The 18,935-nt window shown below is 36.6% G+C and carries 17 protein-coding genes and 1 other annotated feature; of the genes, 12 read left to right on the top strand and 5 right to left on the bottom strand.

The window, feature by feature from the left end:
• Nucleotides 1–27: 27 nt before the first annotated feature.
• Entirely contained in the window at nt 28–1,341 is a 1,314-nt protein-coding gene (locus MKO96_RS24560; protein WP_240588965.1) for an alkaline phosphatase family protein, read from the bottom strand.
• A gap of 154 nt (nt 1,342–1,495) precedes the next feature.
• On the opposite strand from MKO96_RS24560, the gene MKO96_RS24565 reads away from it, so the two are divergent.
• The gene (locus tag MKO96_RS24565) at nt 1,496–1,789 is read left to right on the top strand and encodes a YesK-like family protein (protein WP_000383868.1); all 294 of its coding nucleotides are present in this window, start codon (nt 1,496–1,498) and stop codon (nt 1,787–1,789) included.
• A gap of 93 nt (nt 1,790–1,882) precedes the next feature.
• Nucleotides 1,883–2,090 (top strand) — a binding site (T-box leader).
• 46 nt (nt 2,091–2,136) lie between these two features.
• Entirely contained in the window at nt 2,137–3,567 is a 1,431-nt protein-coding gene (proS, locus tag MKO96_RS24570; RefSeq protein ID WP_240588966.1) for a proline--tRNA ligase, read from the top strand.
• A gap of 115 nt (nt 3,568–3,682) precedes the next feature.
• Here the strand turns inward: proS and MKO96_RS24575 are convergent, their stop codons facing one another.
• Nucleotides 3,683–4,630 carry an LPXTG cell wall anchor domain-containing protein gene (locus tag MKO96_RS24575; RefSeq protein ID WP_240588967.1) on the bottom strand — a complete coding sequence of 316 codons (948 nt, stop codon included), beginning with the start codon at nt 4,628–4,630 and terminating at the stop codon, nt 3,683–3,685.
• Between the two features lie 202 nt (nt 4,631–4,832).
• Here MKO96_RS24575 and MKO96_RS24580 point away from each other — a divergent pair, with 202 nt between their 5' ends.
• The 7 genes from MKO96_RS24580 to MKO96_RS24610 all read left to right on the top strand — a co-directional run bounded on the left by MKO96_RS24580 (nt 4,833) and on the right by MKO96_RS24610 (nt 11,412).
• The gene (locus MKO96_RS24580) at nt 4,833–5,711 is read left to right on the top strand and encodes an ROK family protein (RefSeq protein ID WP_240588968.1); all 879 of its coding nucleotides are present in this window, start codon (nt 4,833–4,835) and stop codon (nt 5,709–5,711) included.
• A 128-nt stretch (nt 5,712–5,839) separates the two neighbouring features.
• A complete protein-coding gene (locus MKO96_RS24585) occupies nt 5,840–6,436 on the top strand; it encodes a TerD family protein (RefSeq protein WP_087979302.1) in 597 nt (198 codons plus the stop codon).
• 23 nt (nt 6,437–6,459) lie between these two features.
• Entirely contained in the window at nt 6,460–7,044 is a 585-nt protein-coding gene (locus MKO96_RS24590; protein ID WP_140386653.1) for a TerD family protein, read from the top strand.
• Between the two features lie 82 nt (nt 7,045–7,126).
• A complete protein-coding gene (locus MKO96_RS24595) occupies nt 7,127–7,705 on the top strand; it encodes a TerD family protein (RefSeq protein ID WP_000236645.1) in 579 nt (192 codons plus the stop codon).
• Nucleotides 7,706–7,777: 72 nt separating this feature from the next.
• Nucleotides 7,778–8,569, top strand: a complete 792-nt coding sequence (locus MKO96_RS24600) for a TerC family protein (RefSeq protein ID WP_240588969.1) — start codon at nt 7,778–7,780, stop codon at nt 8,567–8,569.
• 110 nt (nt 8,570–8,679) lie between these two features.
• Nucleotides 8,680–10,311, top strand: coding sequence for a YceG family protein (locus MKO96_RS24605; protein ID WP_240588970.1), 1,632 nt, complete (start codon nt 8,680–8,682; stop codon nt 10,309–10,311).
• An 18-nt stretch (nt 10,312–10,329) separates the two neighbouring features.
• Nucleotides 10,330–11,412 (top strand): toxic anion resistance protein, encoded by a 1,083-nt coding sequence (locus MKO96_RS24610; protein WP_001064402.1) that lies wholly within the window; start codon nt 10,330–10,332, stop codon nt 11,410–11,412.
• A gap of 82 nt (nt 11,413–11,494) precedes the next feature.
• Here MKO96_RS24610 and MKO96_RS24615 read toward each other — a convergent pair whose 3' ends face one another.
• Together MKO96_RS24615 and MKO96_RS24620 are read right to left on the bottom strand one after the other, a co-directional pair.
• Nucleotides 11,495–14,161 (bottom strand): cation-translocating P-type ATPase, encoded by a 2,667-nt coding sequence (locus MKO96_RS24615; RefSeq protein ID WP_240588971.1) that lies wholly within the window; start codon nt 14,159–14,161, stop codon nt 11,495–11,497.
• A gap of 193 nt (nt 14,162–14,354) precedes the next feature.
• Nucleotides 14,355–14,579, bottom strand: a complete 225-nt coding sequence (locus MKO96_RS24620) for a DUF1128 domain-containing protein (protein WP_000366197.1) — start codon at nt 14,577–14,579, stop codon at nt 14,355–14,357.
• Between the two features lie 173 nt (nt 14,580–14,752).
• On the opposite strand from MKO96_RS24620, the gene MKO96_RS24625 reads away from it, so the two are divergent.
• From MKO96_RS24625 to MKO96_RS24635, 3 genes are read left to right on the top strand one after another with little or no spacing between them, the layout of a single operon-like run.
• Nucleotides 14,753–15,217, top strand: coding sequence for a low molecular weight protein-tyrosine-phosphatase (locus MKO96_RS24625; protein WP_240588972.1), 465 nt, complete (start codon nt 14,753–14,755; stop codon nt 15,215–15,217).
• A gap of 53 nt (nt 15,218–15,270) precedes the next feature.
• On the top strand, nt 15,271–15,786 hold the full coding sequence (locus tag MKO96_RS24630; RefSeq protein WP_240588973.1) for a DUF4075 domain-containing protein: 516 nt from the start codon (nt 15,271–15,273) through the stop codon (nt 15,784–15,786).
• A gap of 6 nt (nt 15,787–15,792) precedes the next feature.
• A complete protein-coding gene (locus MKO96_RS24635) occupies nt 15,793–16,662 on the top strand; it encodes a YihY/virulence factor BrkB family protein (RefSeq protein WP_001226530.1) in 870 nt (289 codons plus the stop codon).
• Nucleotides 16,663–16,848: 186 nt separating this feature from the next.
• On the opposite strand, the gene MKO96_RS24640 is transcribed toward MKO96_RS24635, so the two are convergent.
• A complete protein-coding gene (locus MKO96_RS24640) occupies nt 16,849–18,774 on the bottom strand; it encodes a heavy metal translocating P-type ATPase (protein WP_240588974.1) in 1,926 nt (641 codons plus the stop codon).
• Between the last annotated feature and the right edge of the window lie 161 nt (nt 18,775–18,935).

Genomic DNA, 18,935 nt, shown 5'->3' on the forward strand with positions numbered 1-18,935 from the left:
ATAACTTTTACATATATACACAGTTCTTTACAAATGAAGTAAATCCTCTACAGTTGATCCGTCCGTTTCACCTAAGTGTAAACCGAGTAGTCTAGCGATAGTTGGACCTTCATCAATAAGTCTCATATACGGAATGGTAACGCCGCTTTTTATCCCTTTCCCAGCAGCGATAAAAATTGTTTCATAGTTAGGTTTTGTTGGAGAGTATCCATGCGTACCAAATGTATATTTTTTACTAGGCGTAACATCTTTTTCAGTAATTTCTTTTATAAAATCGCCTGTATAGTTTTCAGTGAAATAATATCCTTCTTGTGCTTCCAACATAAATAAACAATTACCATCTGCACCGCAGTCTTTTGCAGCTTCATCATGAAGCATAAATTCAATACCGTTTTGTTTATTTTGAAGTAACTCTTCAAGTAGTAGTTGTACTTTTCGAATTGTATCCGTATCATTTTTGTCCTTCACATATAAATAGGCAGAGCCGTCGCAACTTTGGCAATAGACCTTCCAGTCTACTAATTTTCCTTTTGAATTTATAGATATAAGCCCTTTTTGATGAAATAGTACATTTAATTGGATGGCTTTGTTTTCACTTAAGGCGCTATGATCACCGAGAGCGATAATTGTACTTTCTTCGTATAGGTCACTGTCTTTTAAAGCTTGAATAATTTTTCCTAGCCGTTCATCATGTCTATGGATAGCAGCTATTGTTTCGTTAGATTCAAAGCCGTGATAGTGTCTTTGAGTGTCTAAATCGGTGAAATGTACAAACATGACATTAGGCTTCTTCGTCTGGATTGTATGCACAGCAGAAGCAAGTACGAAATCATCGAGTTCAGGCTGTGATAAGCCATTTCTTATATGACCAAAACGCTGATTCAAATCTAATTGATATATCGGGCTACCGCTAAATAATGAAACTAAGATTTGATTTTGCCACGGTCTATTTGGAAAAATTTCAGGTAAATTGTAATCAATATTTGCTCTGCCGGTAACAGGCCATAGAAGGGCAGCTGTCGTTAAATTTGCTTTATGTGCTTCATCGTATAACGTTGTTCCTTTAATGGATTTTCGGTACCAATGCCAATCTGGTGACTCGCGTCCAGGTTGAAGTAACGTATTGCTAACTACGCCATGTTTATTAGGGTAGTTTCCAGTAACGATTGTTGAGTGACTTGGATATGTTACAGAAGGATAAATAGGTTCCACTTTTTTCGCAATCGCGCCCTTGTTTATTAATGTTTGGAAATTAAGAAGTTTTTGTAATATAGGAAAATCTAAAGCTGATAAGCAATCGAAAGATAAAATAATGACGTGGTTTGTTAATGCTTTATCCATAAAGTTCCCTCCTGATTATATAAAACCTATTATTATATATTACTATTAATACCTAGTAATAAAAATATATTTTTAGGTGAAAATTTATTATTTATTTTCAGAAAAATTAAACATATAATTAAGTATAAGGGAATGAATGGAAGGAGGGAATACTATGGATTGGCTAGATGGATTTAGTATCTTTTACATCATTGGCGGAATTACGATTATCCTTGTATTTGCTATTTCGTATTTACTAAAGAAACGGTTTCCAAACAAACAGTTCGATATTATATTTGCACTTAGTTTAATACTTCTTTGCTTAGCATCCTTTCCGGTTACAATGATGGTGATTGGTGGATGGGAAGGAATGGGATATGGATTTATTGGTTTCTTCGTTCTACTTGGTACACTTATCGGTATGATTGCACATCAACTGGTAAAAATCTCGCGAAAAAGCTACGTATAAAACTGCAGAAAATGAAAAGAATATATAAAAATGAGAAAATTAGCTATTGTTTAAAAAAAGAATTTGTATTATGATAATCAACAAATTTATTTCGTTATAACGATGAAAAAGGACTAGTACATGTTCAACCTTTTTAGCAGAGAGAGAATCCGCCAGGCTGAAAGATTCTTAACAAGGAGATATGGAACCTACCTTTGCGTTCTGCATATGCAGCGGGAATTTCCCGTTATCCAAAAGAGAGCATGCACAATTTTTTGTGCATGAATCAGGGTGGTAACGCCGGCAAAGCTCGGTCCCTATTTAGGGACGCGGGCTTTTTTGTATTTTCAAAAGGAGGAAGACTGACTATGGCAAAAGAACAAGTACAAGCGATTACGAAGATGGAAGAGGATTTTGCACAGTGGTACACAGATATTGTAAAAAAAGCAGAACTTGTTGATTATTCAAGTGTAAAAGGATGTATGATTCTACGCCCGTACGGTTATGCCTTATGGGAAAATATGCAGAAAGTTATGGATGAGAAATTAAAAGCAACTGGTCATGAAAACGTGTATATGCCAATGTTTATCCCAGAGAGCTTATTGCAAAAAGAGAAGGATCATGTAGAAGGGTTTGCTCCTGAAGTAGCATGGGTGACACATGGCGGGGATGAAAAGTTAGCGGAGAGACTTTGTATACGTCCTACATCTGAAACGTTATTCTGTGAGCATTTTTCAAAGATTGTGCAATCCTATAATGATTTGCCAAAGCTATATAATCAGTGGTGTTCAGTAGTTCGTTGGGAGAAAACAACGAGACCATTCCTTCGTACAACGGAATTCTTATGGCAAGAAGGTCATACGAGCCATGAAACGGCAGAGGAATCTCAAGCTGAAACGTTACATATTTTAAATCTATATGCTTCTTTCTGTGAAGACTACTTAGCGATACCAGTAATTAAAGGACAAAAGACAGAAAAAGAAAAGTTTGCGGGTGCAAAGGCTACTTATACGATTGAAAGCTTAATGCATGATGGGAAAGCACTTCAAACAGGAACATCTCATAACTTTGGAACGAATTTCTCAGAAGCATTTGATATTAAGTTTTTAGATCGTAACGGTAAGTGGAAATATGTACACCAAACATCTTGGGGTGTATCAACAAGAATGATAGGTGGACTTATTATGGTCCATAGTGATAACAATGGTCTTGTAATGCCTCCTAAAGTCGCACCGGTGCAAGTTGTTATTGTACCAATTGCGCAACATAAAGAAGGAGTTTTAGCGAAAGCAACAGAGTTACAAGAACATATTCAAAAGGTTGCACGAGTAAAAATAGATGCTAGTAATAAAACACCAGGCTGGAAATTTAACGAGTATGAAATGAAGGGTATTCCAATTCGATTAGAAGTTGGTCCTAAAGATATTGAAAAGAATCAAGTTGTACTTGTTAGAAGAGATACGAAAGAAAAAGAATTTATATCAATGGATCAATTAGAAAAACGTATTCCAGCACTACTTGAGGAAATTCATAATTTTTTATTTAATAAAGCAAAAGTATTTCGCGATGAGAATACGTATAGTGCGGCGAATTTCGAAGAGATGAAAAAAGTAGCTGATGAAAAGCAAGGATTTATTAAGGCAATGTGGTGCGGAGAATTAGCTTGTGAAGAGAAACTAAAAGAAGAAGTTGGAGTATCTTCTCGCTGTATGCCTTTTGAGCAAGAACATTTAGCTGACGAATGTATTTGTTGTGGTAAAGAAGCTAAACAAATGGTGTATTGGGGAAAAGCGTATTAATGATCTTTTTGATAGAGGATGAAAAGGACTTTGGGTTGCATAATAAAATGCAATCCAAAGTCCTTTTTAGTTTTACAATTTGTTTCATGTATGTTTTAGATGGAAGGATGTGTTTTTATTTTGCATTTTTACGGCGAATAAATAGTAACATACCGATTAGGAGTGTTGAAAGTCCCATTAAAATAGATGCAGGATAATGTGTTGCCGTATTAGGTAACTTATCGCCTTGTTCTGTCGCATTATCTTTTACATTTCCACCTTGAGAGCCGTGGCCCCCCTGAGAACTGCCATCGCCTTTAACGCGGTTGCCGCCTTGAGAGCCATTACCACCTTGAGAACTGCTATCGCCTTTAACACGGTTTCCACCTTGGGAACCGTTGCCACCAGAACCACTGCCGCCAGAACCGTTGCCACCAGAGCCACTGCCATCAGAACTGCTACCACCAGAACCGTTGCCACCAGAACCGTTGCCACCAGAGCCACTGCCACCAGAACCGTTGCCACCAGAGCCACTGCCACCAGAACCGTTGCCACCAGAACCACTGCCACCAGAACCGTTGCCGCCAGAACCGTTACCACCAGAGCCACTGCCGCCAGAACCGTTGTCACCAGAGCCACTGCCACCAGAACTGTTACCACCAGAGCCATTGCCACCAGAACCACTGCCGCCAGAACCGTTGCCACCAGAGCCACTGCCATCAGAACCACTGCCGCCAGAACCGTTGCCACCAGAGCCACTGCCGCCAGAACCGTTGCCGCCCGAGCCATTGCCACCAGAACCATTGCCACCAGAACCGTTGTCACCCGAGCCACTGCCGCCCGAGCCATTGCCACCAGAACCGTTGCCGCCAGAACCGCTACCGCCAGAACCACTATCGTCCTGAGAACCATTGTTTCCTGGTGGTTTATTATTATCTTTTGAGTTGCCTTCTGCTAAATGATCGTTATTTTGTACAATTGCGTTTGCTGCTGGAGAGAAGTTTTCTGTTGCTGCATTACCGATATTTAAACCACTAAAAAAAGATAAAGAGAGTGTTGATGCTAAAATGAAGATTTTCGTCATTGTTTTCCTCCTAAGAAATTAATATTCCATCTAAAATACATCCCTTTGTAATATTTCTTAGGAAAAAGAGTTTTATGCAAAAAAAACTATATATAGAAAAAGGTGGTGTATTTCTGAAGAGAGAAAAGAGTTAGTATAAATTCTTTATAATAGTAGAGTGGTGGGAATTTGACACTCATTACAGTAGAGGAAGTGACAGCAGATGAAAGAATATATTGCATTTGATATTGGTGGTACAGAAATTAAATATGGAATTGTTTCAGAAACAGGAACAGTACTAAAGCATAAAATAGTTTCAACAGAAATTCATTTGGGTGGGGAACAAATCATTCAAAAACTTATTCTTTTATCCAAAAAATTAATGAATGAACATATGATTTCGGGAATTGGTATTAGTACTGCGGGAATTGTTAATATTCATAAAGGGGTTGTAACGGGAGGGGCGGAGCATATTCCGAACTACGCGACTATTCCTATTATTGATAGATTGCAAGGGGTATTACAAGTACCTGTCTCTGTTGAAAATGATGTGAATTGTGCAGCTTTGGGTGAGAAGTGGAAAGGTATTGGAAACGGAAAAAGAAATTTTATTATGCTTACTCTTGGAACTGGTATTGGAGGAGCAATTTTTATAGATGGAGAGTTATACAGGGGACATTCTTTTAGTGCTGGTGAATGGGGAAATATGTTAATAGAAGGAAAGCAGTTTGAAGAGGTCGCTTCCATTTCAGGGTTAATTCGTCTTGTGCGAAAATATAAAGGTGAAAGTGATTGGAATGGAAAAACGATTTTCGAACTGTATGATAAAGGAGATAGAGAAGTTAAGCAAGCGGTTGAGGTTTTTTTTAAACATTTAGCGATTGGAATTAGTAATCTTGGTTATATTTTTAATCCGGAAATGATTGTTATAGGTGGAGGAATTACTGATAGGGGAAATCAGTTTTTAAAAGAAGTAAAAGAAGAGGTAGAAAAATATTTAAATAAGGAGATTTATAATAATTGTGAGATTGAACTTGCACAAAACGGAAATTGCGCAGGAATGGTTGGTGCTATTTACCACTTCTTACATTGGCATAAATAAGTTATATGAATGTTTTCATATAACTGAGAATTTATCCTTTTTATCACTAGGTAAATAATGCTACAATATAAGGGAAGAATACAATATTTTCCGATTTGGAAAATGCTTTGTAGAAAGGAAGAAACTTCATGCCTATTATTTTAGAAAAAGGTCAAAAGATCGATTTAACGAAAGGACAACCAAAAGTAGCAAAACTACAGGTTGGCTTAGGCTGGGATCCAATTGGACAATCAGGTGGGTTTCTGTCTTCATTATTTGGAAGTAAACCAAATGTAGATTGTGATGCATCTGTTGTTATGTTAGAAGGGGATCGCTTTTTAAACAAAAACGATTTAGTTTACTTCGGAAACAAACTTTCTACTTGTGGTAGTATTATTCATTCAGGAGATAATTTAACAGGTGAAGGCGCTGGTGATGACGAAACAATTTTCGTAGAATTACATAAAGTTCCGAGCCGTATTAATCGTTTAGTATTCGTTGTAAATATTTATGACTGTGTAAATCGTCGTCAAGATTTCGGGATGATTCGTAATGCATACATTCGTATTCAAAGCCCGCAAACTGGTGAAGAATTAGCACGCTATAATTTATCGGATAATTATGCTGGCAAAACGACTCTAATTGCAGGTGAAATGTATCGCCACGGAAGTGAATGGAAGTTTTCAGCTGTTGGAGAAGGCACACAAGATAAAAACTTAAGTGAGATTGTATCACGTTATCAATAAAATAAACCGAGGAGGAATTGAATATGGCATCAATTTCATTGAAAAAAGGACAAAAGGTAGACTTAACAAAAACAAATCCAGGTCTTTCAAAAGTTCTTGTAGGACTTGGTTGGGATACGAATCGTTATGACGGACAAAACGATTTCGATTTAGATGTTAGTATTTTCTTAGTAGGTACTAACGGTAAAGTTTCAGGTGCAGAGGATTTCGTCTTCTATAATAATCCAAAAGGTGCGAATGGTGCTGTCGAGCATTTAGGAGATAACCGAACTGGCGAAGGAGAAGGCGATGACGAATCGATTAAAGTAGATTTAAAAAATGTACCTGCACATATCGAACGTATTTGTTTCTCAATCACAATTTACGATGGAGAAGGTCGTAGCCAAAACTTCGGACAAGTTTCTAACTCTTTCGTACGTATTTTAGATGAAGAAAAGAATGCAGAGTTAATTCGTTACGATTTAGGAGAAGATTTCTCTATTGAAACAGCTGTTGTAGTAGGGGAATTATACCGTCATGCAGGTGACTGGAAGTTCAATGCAATCGGAAGTGGATTCCAGGGCGGATTAGCGTCTCTATGTAATAATTTCGGTTTAGATGTAGAGTAATAGATTTTATATATCTATCGGTGAAACAGGCGTTTACTGATGGATATATTTTTTAAGATATAAAATATAGAGGTGAATATAAATGGTTATTCAATTGCAAAAAGGACAGAAGATTGATTTAGGTAAGACAAGCCCTGGCTTAACAAAAGCAGTAATTGGTCTTGGATGGGATATTAAATCTTATGACGGTGGATCAGATTTCGATTTAGATGCATCAGCATTCCTATTAGATGCGAATGGAAAATGTACGAAGGAAACTGATTTTATTTTCTATAATAATTTACAGTCTCCTTGTGAATCTGTTCTACATACAGGAGATAACCGCACAGGTGAAGGTGAAGGCGATGATGAACAACTTGTTGTAGATTTGAAAAAGGTTCCAGCAGATGTTCATAAAATTGCTATTACAGTTACAATTTATGATGGAGAAGGCCGTAACCAAAACTTTGGACAAGTCGGAAACGCATTCGTTCGTTTAGCAAATGAAGAAACAAATGAAGAAGTTCTTCGTTTTGATTTAGGGGAAGATTTCTCTATTGAAACAGCAGTTGTCTTTTGTGAATTATACCGTCATAATGGACAGTGGAAGTTTAATGCAGTAGGAAGTGGATTCCAAGGTGGTTTAGGTGCGCTTGTAAGAGCGTATGGCTTGGATGCATAGAAAGGAAACGATATTCGTTTCCTTTTTTTGACCTTTCTATAAATCTAGCAAAGAATAGGGGATAAAGGTAAGATGAGTATTTTGCAAGGAATCCTTGATACGTATGCTCAGTTTTTTGACTTGGACATGTGGATTAAAGTGTTGCAAGATCCAGTATCTTGGGGATTAATTGGTACACTTGTTGTACTTGAAGGTTTGTTATCTGCTGATAATGCACTTGTATTAGCAGTAATGGTAAAACACCTTCCGGAAGAAAAACGTAAAAAGGCATTATTCTATGGACTTATTGGAGCTTATGTATTCCGATTTATTGCGATTGGAATTGGAATGTTCTTAATTAAATTAGCGTGGGTAAAAGTGTTAGGTGCACTTTACTTAGCTTGGCTATCAATTAAATACTTCATTGATAAAAGAAAAGGTAACGCAGAAGAAGAGGAAGCTCATGGTATGAACCAAAACAGTATTCTCTTTAGAATGTTTGGTGTCTTCTGGGGAACAGTTGCGATGGTTGAATTAATGGATATCGCGTTCTCTGTAGATAGCGTGCTTGCTGCATTTGGTGTATCAAATGAAGTTTGGATTCTATTATTAGGTGGAATGCTTGGTATTTTAATGATGCGCGGTATCGCTGGCGTATTCTTAAAATTGTTAGAGCGTATTCCAGAACTTGAAACGACAGCATATATTTTAATCTTAATTATTGCAGCAAAAATGTTACTGTCTGTTATTCATATTGAAGTAAGTCATATGCTATTCTTTATTATTTTAGTTGTAGCATTTGGAGCAACGTTTATACTTCACTACATGAAGAATTCTGGACAAGCTAAAGAAGAAGTTGCAGCTACTAAAAATAATCATAAATAATTGAAATGGGTTTGCTCGTTATGCGAGCGCCCATTTTTTATAACTAAAAATAGTTTATAATAGAAGAGAGACTTTATAAAAAAAGTAAATGTTTTTGGAGGTGAACTGTTGTGTTTTCACGTTTTACACTTCAACCATGTGCATTAAAAGACGAATCAGATTTAAAGCAATTTGAAGCGCTTTTAGAAAAACGCTCACAATATGAACTGACAGAGAATGAGATGAAGTTTAGTTATATAGCAACTCGTATTCTTGGTGTTCCTAATGATGTAGATGAATATTTCAATGAGCTATTTGATTATAGTGAAGTGAAAGGGATCGTGGTTTTGCATGAACAAAATTTAAATAAGGTGATTGATCCCGAAAAACTGCGCCATATTCAAGAGGTTTTTACATTACATCAAGAAGCACCAAATGGCCTTACAGTAAATAGGCTTGTCGCCCATCTGTCTGGAAAACAACTATTACCACAAGTAGACAATCCTGACTTACAGCATTATATACATACGACGTTTACTTCTGTATTGAAATTGTATGAAAAACAACATAACCAATCATTAAAAACAGAAGGATTCCGTCGTTTCTTAATCGATATGATTAAGTTAAGTGACAATTACGTAGCGAAGTGGTTCTCTACGATTAATTATAAGAAACAAATGCCACGTATTATTTGGTACGGTGATGCACAGGAAAGCCGTATATATTTCTTATACTTTCTTATTATGCTCGGTTGCGATGTACTTTATTATCACCCAGAAGGAAAAGATGGATTTGAGAATGTTGATGAGGAAGGAAGAAGTTTTGTTGTGTCTCATCCAGGTCGGATTTCTCTTGAGCCATTTCCAGATCGCCGCCGTGAGCGAGTTGCGACAGTAGCGTATCAGGCTTCAAAAGAAATTGAACAAGTACTTCACCATGATAACTCACTGCTGTACAAGCCGTGGCAATTTCGTTCCTATACGCCTGTAGCTCGTACGCTCAAAACAACGTATGATGAACTCTTTTTAATTACGAAAGAAAAGGCATTTGTGCGTCCAACATTCTTTGTTGAAAATAAACACATTTATATCCCTTCTTTATTTGCGAAAATATCAGGTGTCTCAAAAAATGATAAAGAATATTTTCAGCGATTAAAGGCTATTACATCATTTGATAACAGTTTGTTAATTAATACATTTCCATTTACGAAAGAACAAAAAGCGAATTTCCAATATCATTACCGAGATGCGTTAGACCGCGGGGGGAAATTACACCCTGATTTAATTATGAACAGTCATTGGTGGCCACATAAACGTTTGCCAGAAGGACTGCAACATGGTATTGCAGAGGCGATCATCCATACGTGCGAAAGTGAAATGTGTAAACCCATTGTGAAAGAGACGAAACAAGATGTAGCACTGTATGTTTTCGCACAGCTTTCTCAAATACCGCCGAACATTTTAGAGCAACTTGAGAAATTTGATTACTCGCAAGAAGTACCGAAAATTGTTATATTTAATAATGAGAAGAGCGGAGAGTTAAGCCGTTCGGATGCTGTTTTATTATTATTTTTAAATCAAATTGGGGTAGATGTATTCCACTTTAATCCAACGGGGAGAAATGATATTGAACCGTATATTGAAGCAGGAGCATTTGATTCCCATTGGCTTGAAGAAGTTAATTTCGATCTTGAGTTTCATGGTTCATCAGCCTATAAAAATTTATCACAAACAATAAAAGGACTATTTCGTCCATTTTTATAAGGAAAGGGAGAATACCATATGAATAACCCAGTCATACTAGATTCGAAAACAGAATTAAATGAGCAAACAGCACAAGATGTTCGTTTACAACTTAGACAAGATGCAGAAGTACAACGTATTTATAATGCAGTAGATATTAAAGATCAGTTAGAATTAATCGAGCTTGGAAAAGAACCATCTATGGAAATTTCACGTTTCGCTGATCAAATTTTACATACAATGTCTTTATCAAAAATAGAAGACTCTGGAGAATTATTAAAACAGCTTGGTAAAATTATGGATAGATTCGATAGCAAAGACTTTGCGGAAGAGAAAAGCGGTTTCTTCTCACGTATGTTCAAAAAAGCTGATAAAATGATTGAACAGATCTTTAGTAAGTACCAAACAATGGGTCGCGAAATGGATAAAGTATACGTAGAAATTACAAAGTATCAAGATGAAATGAAAAAATCAATCGGTACGTTAGATGGTTTATATGAGCAAAATTTAAAATATTATTTAGACTTAGAAAAGTATGTAGTAGCAGGGGAAATGTTATTAGAGCGTTTAAATACAGAGTTGGTTCCAATGTACGAAGAGCGCGTGCGTAACAATGACCAATTAGCAGGTATTGAATTAGAATCACTGAAAAACTCTGTTGAAATTTTAGAGCAGCGTATTGATGATTTAGAAAAAGCACGTATGGTTGCGCTACTTACAGCACCACAAATTCGTATGGTTCAACGTGGTAATAATAAATTAATTGGTAAAATCAATACAGCATTTATTACAACGATTCCTATCTTTAAAAATGGTATTATTCAGGCGGTAAATGCGAAACGTCAAAAGCTTGTTGCAGATTCTATGGCTGAACTTGATCGCCGCACAAATGAATTACTTAAGAAAAATGCACAAAATATCGCAACGCAAAGTGTGGAAGTAGCGAGATTATCAGGGTCTTCTAGTATTAAGATGGAAACACTTGAGGAAACTTGGAATATTATTTCAAGAGGTATGCAAGAAACACAACAAATTGAAGAGCAAAATAAACGTGAGCGTGAAGAAAGCCGCAAGCGTATGGCTACGTTAACAGAGAACATAAAAAAAGAATTACAAGGATAAAGTGAAACTTTAATCAGTAGGGACATCTCCCGCAAATAGTGAAATAAATGAAAAGGCAATGAGGAATAATCCTCATTGCCTTTTAGTTTCTCTTTATTAATTTAATGATCTCATTCACAACAAGTGGAATGATACTTAATAAGAGAACAAATCCCCAATCTCGCATCGTTAATGCATGTACACCGAATATATTTGCAAGAGGTGGAATGGAGATAATACACACTTGCATAAGAACACCGATAAGAAGGGAGAAGACTAAATATTTATTTGTAAAGATCCCAATTGAAAAAATGGATTTCGTTCTTGAACGCAAGTTAAATGAATGAACGAGCTGAGAAAAACTAAGAACGACAAATGCCATTGTTTGAGCGTGTAATAGAGCATCTTCATCAATTTTCTCTGGGAAAAGAGGAAATAAATTTGTATCTCCGGTATAGAATTTTGCCCCGATGATAAAGGCTGTTAGCGTTAAAAGTCCAATGACAATCCCATTGAAAATAAGAAAAGGAACGCTACCACTAAATAAGCTTTCTTTCGCATGTCGTGGTTTTTCCTTCATCACATCTGGATCTTCAGGGTCAACCCCAAGTGATAATGCAGGCAGTGTATCTGTAATCAAATTGACCCACAAAATGTGAATAGGTCGTAGCGGTGTTGCCCAACCGAGTAAAATAGCTAAAAATAAAGCGATAATTTCTCCAAAGTTACAAGAGAGTAGGAAGAGAATTGATTTTTTTATGTTACGATAAATATTTCTACCTTCCTCAACAGCTTTCACGATAGATGAGAAATTATCATCTGTTAATACTACATCCGCTGCCCCTTTTGCAACGTCTGTTCCTGTAATGCCCATCGCTACGCCAACATCAGCCTGCTTTAAAGATGGAGCATCATTGACGCCATCACCAGTCATAGAAACGATATTTCCTTTTGCACGTAATGCTTTTACAATCTTTACTTTATGCTCTGGAGAGACTCTGGCGAATACATTTAAGTGATTAATTTTATTTGCTAGTTCTGTATCTGGGATGTTATCTAATTCAGTTCCAATCATAATTTCAGATATTTCTTTGGCAATACCAAGTTCTTTGGCAATTGCAAAGGCGGTATCTTTATGGTCACCAGTAATCATAACTGTGCGAATGCCGGCTTTTTTACATTCTGTAATGGAATCTTTTACTTCAGTTCGCGGTGGATCAATCATACCGACAAGACCAATAAAGATGAGATTTTCTTCGAGATGATCTATAACCACATCGTTTGAATTGTATTGTTTAAATGCGAATGAAAGTACTCTTAAAGCCTCTTGAGACATTGACCCAGCAGCTTCTAATATTTGATTTTTATCAGCATCTGTTAGAACCTCGATTTTACCGTTTTTAAATATGTGGGTACATCGAGGTAAGAGTTTATCAATAGCACCTTTCGTCATGCTATAGTAGCTTTCATCGTATGTATGAACGGTTGACATCATTTTACGATCTGAATCGAAAGGCATCTCGTTAACGCGTTCATGTATCTTTTCTAAATGATCTTTTTGCATGTTAAAAGTATTTCCAGCAACAAGAAGGGCAATTTCTGTAGGGTCCCCTGTTTGTGAGTCGGAACTGTAAGAAGCATCGTTGCATAGCACCATATTTTCTAACAATAGACGTTGTACATCATTATTTACATTTAAGTTTTCTAAGTGGTCGTATGTGTTATCACTATAAAAGTGAGTAACGGTCATTTTATTTTGCGTTAACGTACCTGTTTTATCTGAACAAATAATTGTGACAGAACCGAGGGCTTCGACAGCTGGTAGTTTACGAATGATAACATTTTGTTTAATCATTCGCTGCACACCAATTGCAAGAACGATGGAAACGATAGCCGGCAAGCCTTCTGGAATAGCTGCAACGGCTAAACTAATAGCAGTCATAAACATTTCTAACGTATCTCGTCCTTGTAAAAAACCGATGATAAACATAATGACGCAAATAAATACAGCAACAAAGCCTAAATACTTTCCGACTTGTGCTAAGCTCTTTTGAAGTGGTGTCATATCATCGTCGGCTTCATGTAAAAGGGTAGCAATCTTACCAATTTGTGAGTTCATTCCAGTTTCAACAGCGACACCGACTCCGCGCCCATATGTTACTAGTGTCGACATAAAGGCCATATTTTTTTGATCGCCTAATGGTACTTGCTCATCACTTTGCATAGAAGGGTGGTGAATTGCATCTTTATCAACAGGGACAGATTCACCAGTTAGAGCAGATTCTTCAACTTTTAAATTTGCGGTTTCGATAAGTCGCAAATCACATGGGATATAACGTCCTGCATCCAGCATGACAATATCACCTGGAACGACTTGTTCAGATGGAATTTCTTTTAGTTCACCATCTCGCTTGACGATAGCTTTAGGTGTCGCCATCTTTTTCAATGCCTCTAAAGCTTGTTCTGCTTTCGATTCTTGGATGACACCGATAACAGCATTTAAAACTACAACGAGCGCGATAATACTTGCATCAGCCCATTCACCTACAAAGGCAGAAATAAGGGCAGCAATAATAAGGACATATACGAGGACGTCATTAATTTGGGCGAAAATACGCTGCCATAACGTGCGTTTTTGTTTTGTAGCTAATTCATTAAAACCGTATTGCTTTAAACGTTCATTTACGATTTCATCTGTTAAACCGTGTTGTTCGTTTGTTTCTAGGTCGATTAATGTTTGATCTTTCGTCTTACTGTACCAATTGCTCATAAGTAAGCACCTCCAGTAAAAACAGTTAGCAATGGTAGTGTTGCTATTATTTGTGAGTAGTATGTATGGAGAAAAAATCTAAGGTGAGGTTCTACTTCCATTGTACAGTATTTTACAGTTGGTAGAGGGAAAGAGAAGAGTTGTCATGAATTTGTTGGAAATAAAAAAAAGCCTCATATAAAAGAGGCTTTTTTTACTTTTTAATTAATGTACCTAATTCTTCTGTAATAGCTTGCATTTCACTGATGCTGAATGTTTCACGTTTCATAACATGCTCATAAATGTCACGTAAGTCTTCGTACATTTCTTCATTAAAGCTAGCAGCTCTCATCGCTCCAGCATTAACCATACGTAATTTTTCTTTAATAGCTTCGACCATATATTCAACGTTTTCTTCTGACTTTACGGATAAATCCACCGAAGTGTCCCCCTTTAAAATAACATAAGGATATCTTAACATTTTTTATCATTTTCGTTAATGAATCTTTTCAATCCTATTAAATTAGTAGGGATTTCCTTTATAATTAATAATTGGTTGTTTATACTATAAGTATATATAAAGAAATGCACCAAGAAGGGAAAAACAAAAATATGGTTCAAGTATTGTTTGTTTGTCTTGGGAACATTTGCCGTTCACCGATGGCAGAAGCAATTTTTCGAGATCTTGTCGTAAAAGAGAGACTCGAGGAGAAAATTGTCATTGATTCTGCAGGAACTGGAGAATGGCATATTGGCCATCCGCCACATAAAGGAACACAAAAAATTTTAAAAGAAAATGCAGTCACTTTTGAAGGAATTAAAGCAAGGCAAGTAGAAAAAGAAGACTTAACAAAGTTTGATTATATTATTGCCATGGACAACAAGAATATAGCAGATTTAAAAAGTTTAGGTAAAACTGGAGGCTATATTGGCAGACTGTCCGATTTTGTTCCAGACGGTGGCTGGACAGACGTTCCCGACCCTTACTATACAGGGAATTTCCAAGAAGTATATGACCTTGTAACAGAAGGGTGTGCAAAGCTATTAGCTTTCATTCGAAATGAACAAGGAATATGAGGAAGCTTAGAAAGAAATACTTTCTAACATAAGAAATGAAAGGGTGAAGGAATATGGCAAAGAAAAATAATATTGCTCGAAACATTGCGATTGGTGTAGCTGCAGGTGTAGCTGTATCTATGTTGAAGAAGGAAAACCGTGAAAAAGTAAAAAATACTGCGGAAAAAGCAAAAACAAAGATGATTGAAATCGGTGAAAATGCGAAGATAAAAGAAAAAGTGCAAACTGTTACAGATAAAGGACGCGAACTCGCTGACTTCAATGTAGTAAAAGCGAAAGTAGCAGAAATTAAAAAATTGACGCCGTCTGTTGTAGAGACGTTAAAAGAAACGAAAGAAATTTTTAGTAAGAAAAAGATTGAGCCAGCAGAGAAGCCAGAAACAATTGAAATTCAAGCTGTATCTACAAAGGTAGATGAGCTGAAAGCAGAGGAAGAGCCAGTAGTTGCTGAAGATGGCGGTATGAAAGAAGCGCGGGAACTATTTATGAAAGACTCTAATGTAGAGGAAAAAAAAACTGAAGCGTACATTGAGTTAAAGCAAGATAAAGAAGAGAAGAAAAGCGTTTAAACATATATGAGAAAAATTTTAGAAAAGGTGAGAAGAAATCGTACTTATTCGTTTGGTAAAGACTTGTATGATCGGACGATGCGCGATGATGTAGCGGGCTTGGCAGCACAGCTCGCTTATTTCTTCTTGCTTGCGATTTTTCCTGGGCTTGTTTTCTTAATTACGCTTCTTGGATTCATTGACCTTCAAACAGAAAGTGTGCTCAACTTATTAGAACCGTACGTACCCGAAGATGCAATGTCCTTAATTGAAGTAAACGTTGATAAAGTTGTAAATGAGCAAAATGGTGGTTTATTATCATTTGGTTTATTATCGATGCTATGGTTTGCTTCAAACGGGGTAAATGCGGTTATGAATGCTTTTAACCGTGCGTATGATGTAACAGAAACACGTTCTTTTATTAAAACAAGAGCTTTATCAATTGTGTTTACGTTAGCAATCATTTTTATGATTGTGTTTGCGCTAATTGTTCCAGTCTTTGGACAAGTCATTGGGGCAGCGGTATTTAAAGCAATTGGTTTATCGGATAGTTTTTCTTACGTGTGGAGTATTACGCGGTTAGTAGCGAGTTTCTTCGTGTTATTTGCATTGTTTAGTTTTTTATATACATTCGCACCAGATCGAAAGTTAAAAAGAAGAGAAGTCATTTCAGGAGCAACATTTGCTACTGTAGGATGGATTGTGGTATCGTACTCATTTGCTTATTATGTAGATAAATTTGCGAATTACGCCAATACATATGGTGGTCTCGGTGGTATCATTATTTTAATGTTATGGTTTTACTTAACTGGATGGGTAATTTTACTTGGCGGTGAAATTAATGGTTTACTCCATCATTATAGGACGGGTGACAATAATTCCCGTAATGAAAAATGAGCTCTTGTTCCATAATAAAAGGGAACAGGGGGGATATTTCATGAGTAATAATAAAAAGAACCACAACAACAAAAATAACAATAAACAAAAGAGCAGTTCGCATCCAAAGCATAAAACGAGTAGTAGTGCGAACGGGCATAATAGCTACCACTAGAAAAAAACGGGTCCTCTATGAGGGACCCGTTTTTATTTGTTTCCTTTTAATAATCGTAAGCCATTCAAAATGACAAGAATCGTACTTCCTTCATGTCCAATAACACCGAATGGAAGAGCTAAAAATTGCAAGAAGTTTGAACAAATCAGCATTGCGATTACAACTAGTGAAAAGATTACGTTTTGCTTTACAATACGGTTCATTCGTTTTGATAAGCGGATTGCTTGGGAAAGGCGAGATAATTCGTTCTTCATAAGTACAACGTCTGCAGTCTCTAAGGCTACGTCTGTTCCTTCACCCATTGCTACACCAATGCTGGCAGTAGCGAGTGCAGGAGCATCATTTATACCATCTCCGACCATTGCTACTGTCCCGTATTTTTCTTTTAGCTTTTTAATCGTTTCAACTTTTGTTTCTGGTAAGCATGATGCGTAATATTCCTTTATATTACTTTCAGAGGCAATTGCTTTTGCCGTTTCTTCATTATCTCCAGTAATCATAATTGCTTCGACACCAATGCTTTGTAATTCACGAATAGCAGCTATTGTTTCTTGGCGAAGCGTATCTTTTAAAGCGATAAGTCCAAGAATGCCTCTCTCATCACTAATATAAACGACAGTTTTACCTTCTTTTTCAAGGGAGGCAGAAATACCATTATGAAATGTCTTTGTTTCTTCACCGATAAAATCAGCTTTACCTATTTTATAAGCTTTGTTTTCAAATATTCCTTTGAGTCCAAAACCAGTTACATCTTCAACATTTTCTGGTTTTTTTAATGCAATGTCATACGCATGTTGTGCATATTTAACAATAGATTCAGCTAAAGGGTGTGTAGAGTGACTTTCAATTGATGCTGTAATAGAAAGTACTTCTTTTTCTGTCATACTTTCTCGAACATATACATCTGTTACGGTAGGTTTTCCTTGTGTTAATGTTCCTGTTTTATCAAAGGCGATTGCTTTTACTGAAGCGAGGCGTTCTAAATGTATGCCACCTTTAAAGAGAATTCCATTTCTTGCTCCGTTAGAAATTGCAGATAACGTTGCTGGTGTAATGGCAGCAACGAGTGCACAAGGAGATGCGACTACAAGTAAGATCATAGCGCGATAAAATGTTTCATTCCAGCTCCAATCCAGTAAGAAATGAGGGACGAACATCATAAGCGCAACAACGAGTAGCACACCTTTTACATATGTTCCTTCAAACTTTTCAATGAATAGTTGTGATGGTGATTTTTCACTTTGTGCGCTTTGGACGAGACGAATAATCTTTTGGAATAATGTTTGATCGCTCGGCTTCGTAATTTTAACTTCGATAGCACCACGTAAATTTACAGTACCGGCAAATACTTCATCGCCATGTTTTTTTTCGTTTGGAATAGGTTCTCCAGTAATTGCTGCTTCATCGATATTTGTTTCACCGTTATGAATCGTACCGTCAGCAGGAACGCGCTCACCTGGCTTAATTAAAATAATATCGTTAATTTGTAATCGTCCAACAGGAACACGTTCTTCGGTTCCATTTGAAATACGTAATGCTTCTTCAGGTTGTAAATCAAGAAGCGCTGAAATTTCTTTTTGACTTTTACTTAATGTATAAGATTCCATCGCACCGCTTAGTGCGAAGATAAAGATTAAAATTGCACCTTCTGCCCAGTAGCCAATGATTGCAGCACCGATAGCAGCAAAGAGCATGAGCATTTCGACATTTAGCTCTTTCTCTTCAATGGTATCTTCAATACCTTCTTTCGCTTTTGCATATCCACCAACTATATAAGCAAGGATATAGCAAGTAATGCCTACATTCATTGCATCGTTCTTTGTGAATAACCAACCAGCTAAAATGAAAATACCAGATGCGACTGCAAAGATAAGTTCATGATGTTTCTTTAATGTATCCCATAAAGAGGGATGAGAAATAGACTTTTGTACTTGTAATGTTTTTACTTCTGAGTTCATTACTACTCGCTCCTTCCAAATTCTTATTGAGAAAAAGAATCAAAATCGAAACCCCTATAAAACGACGAAAGCTGCCATCCATAATGGATAGCAGCATTTCTGTTGAATCTAATTTTAATAGTTATTATGTTGTAATTATTCTATAGTATAGCATATGTTTT

Source organism: Bacillus sp. ES1-5 (assembly GCF_022487605.1).
Classification (GTDB): domain Bacteria; phylum Bacillota; class Bacilli; order Bacillales; family Bacillaceae_G; genus Bacillus_A; species Bacillus_A wiedmannii.